At 66.6% G+C, this 722-nt stretch carries 1 protein-coding gene; it reads right to left on the reverse strand.

Features of this window, described 5'->3' with window-relative positions; translation table 11 throughout:
- Positions 1-238 (reverse strand): helix-turn-helix domain-containing protein (locus KVT32_RS28000; protein WP_217619184.1); only part of this gene is annotated, 238 nt, incomplete at its 3' end.
- Positions 239-722 lie beyond the last annotated feature (484 nt).

Below are 722 nucleotides of genomic sequence, written 5' to 3' on the forward strand. Positions count from 1 at the left end.
TCTGGGTGAAGTCGGCGCGGTAGATCAGGTTGCGGCCCTGCTGCTCGATGGTGACCAGGCCGGCATGGGCCAGTTCTTTCAGGTGGAAGGACAGGGAGTTGCGGGCCACGTCGAGCTGGTCGGCGAGGACGCTGGGTGTCAGCCCCTCGGGGCCGGCGACCACCAGGGCGCGGAACACGCGCAGCCGCTGGGTATGGGCGAGGGCGCCGAGGGCGGAAATGGCTTGGGTCTCGTTCATGATTCGATAATACAACATTTATTGAATCATTGGCAAAACGCTTCAATTGAATGGAGCCTGCGCGCTTGCGAGGCTTGACTTTCAAGACAGTTGCTCACGCCTTCGCGCCTGCGGCGCTGCGCGCTTCGCTTGCCTCCAGGGGAAAGCCCTGCGGGCTATCCCCGCCGCGCGATGCTTGGCGCCCCTCGATGCCGCCGAACCGGCTGCGCCGGATCGGCCCGGCCAGCGCCCCGCCGCGATGGACGGGACGCTGGCGAACACGCTGGCGCTTGCTGCGGCAGGTTGTGCAGGTGCGTGCCGTCCTCAACGCGGTTCAGGGACAACCCGCCCGGCATCGCTATGGAGCTTCCACGCCACGCCCCAAGACCGGCGCTGCAAGGCATGGCGGGGCGTTCTCGCCTGTCGTTGTGGGGTTGACCTGGCCCGCGTCAGCGGGCGAGTCGGAGAAGCCTTCGGGCGGGGTGCAGTGGTCAAGTTTTAGTGG

The organism is Achromobacter sp. GbtcB20, assembly GCF_019091095.1.
Lineage (GTDB): Bacteria > Pseudomonadota > Gammaproteobacteria > Burkholderiales > Burkholderiaceae_B > Achromobacter > Achromobacter mucicolens.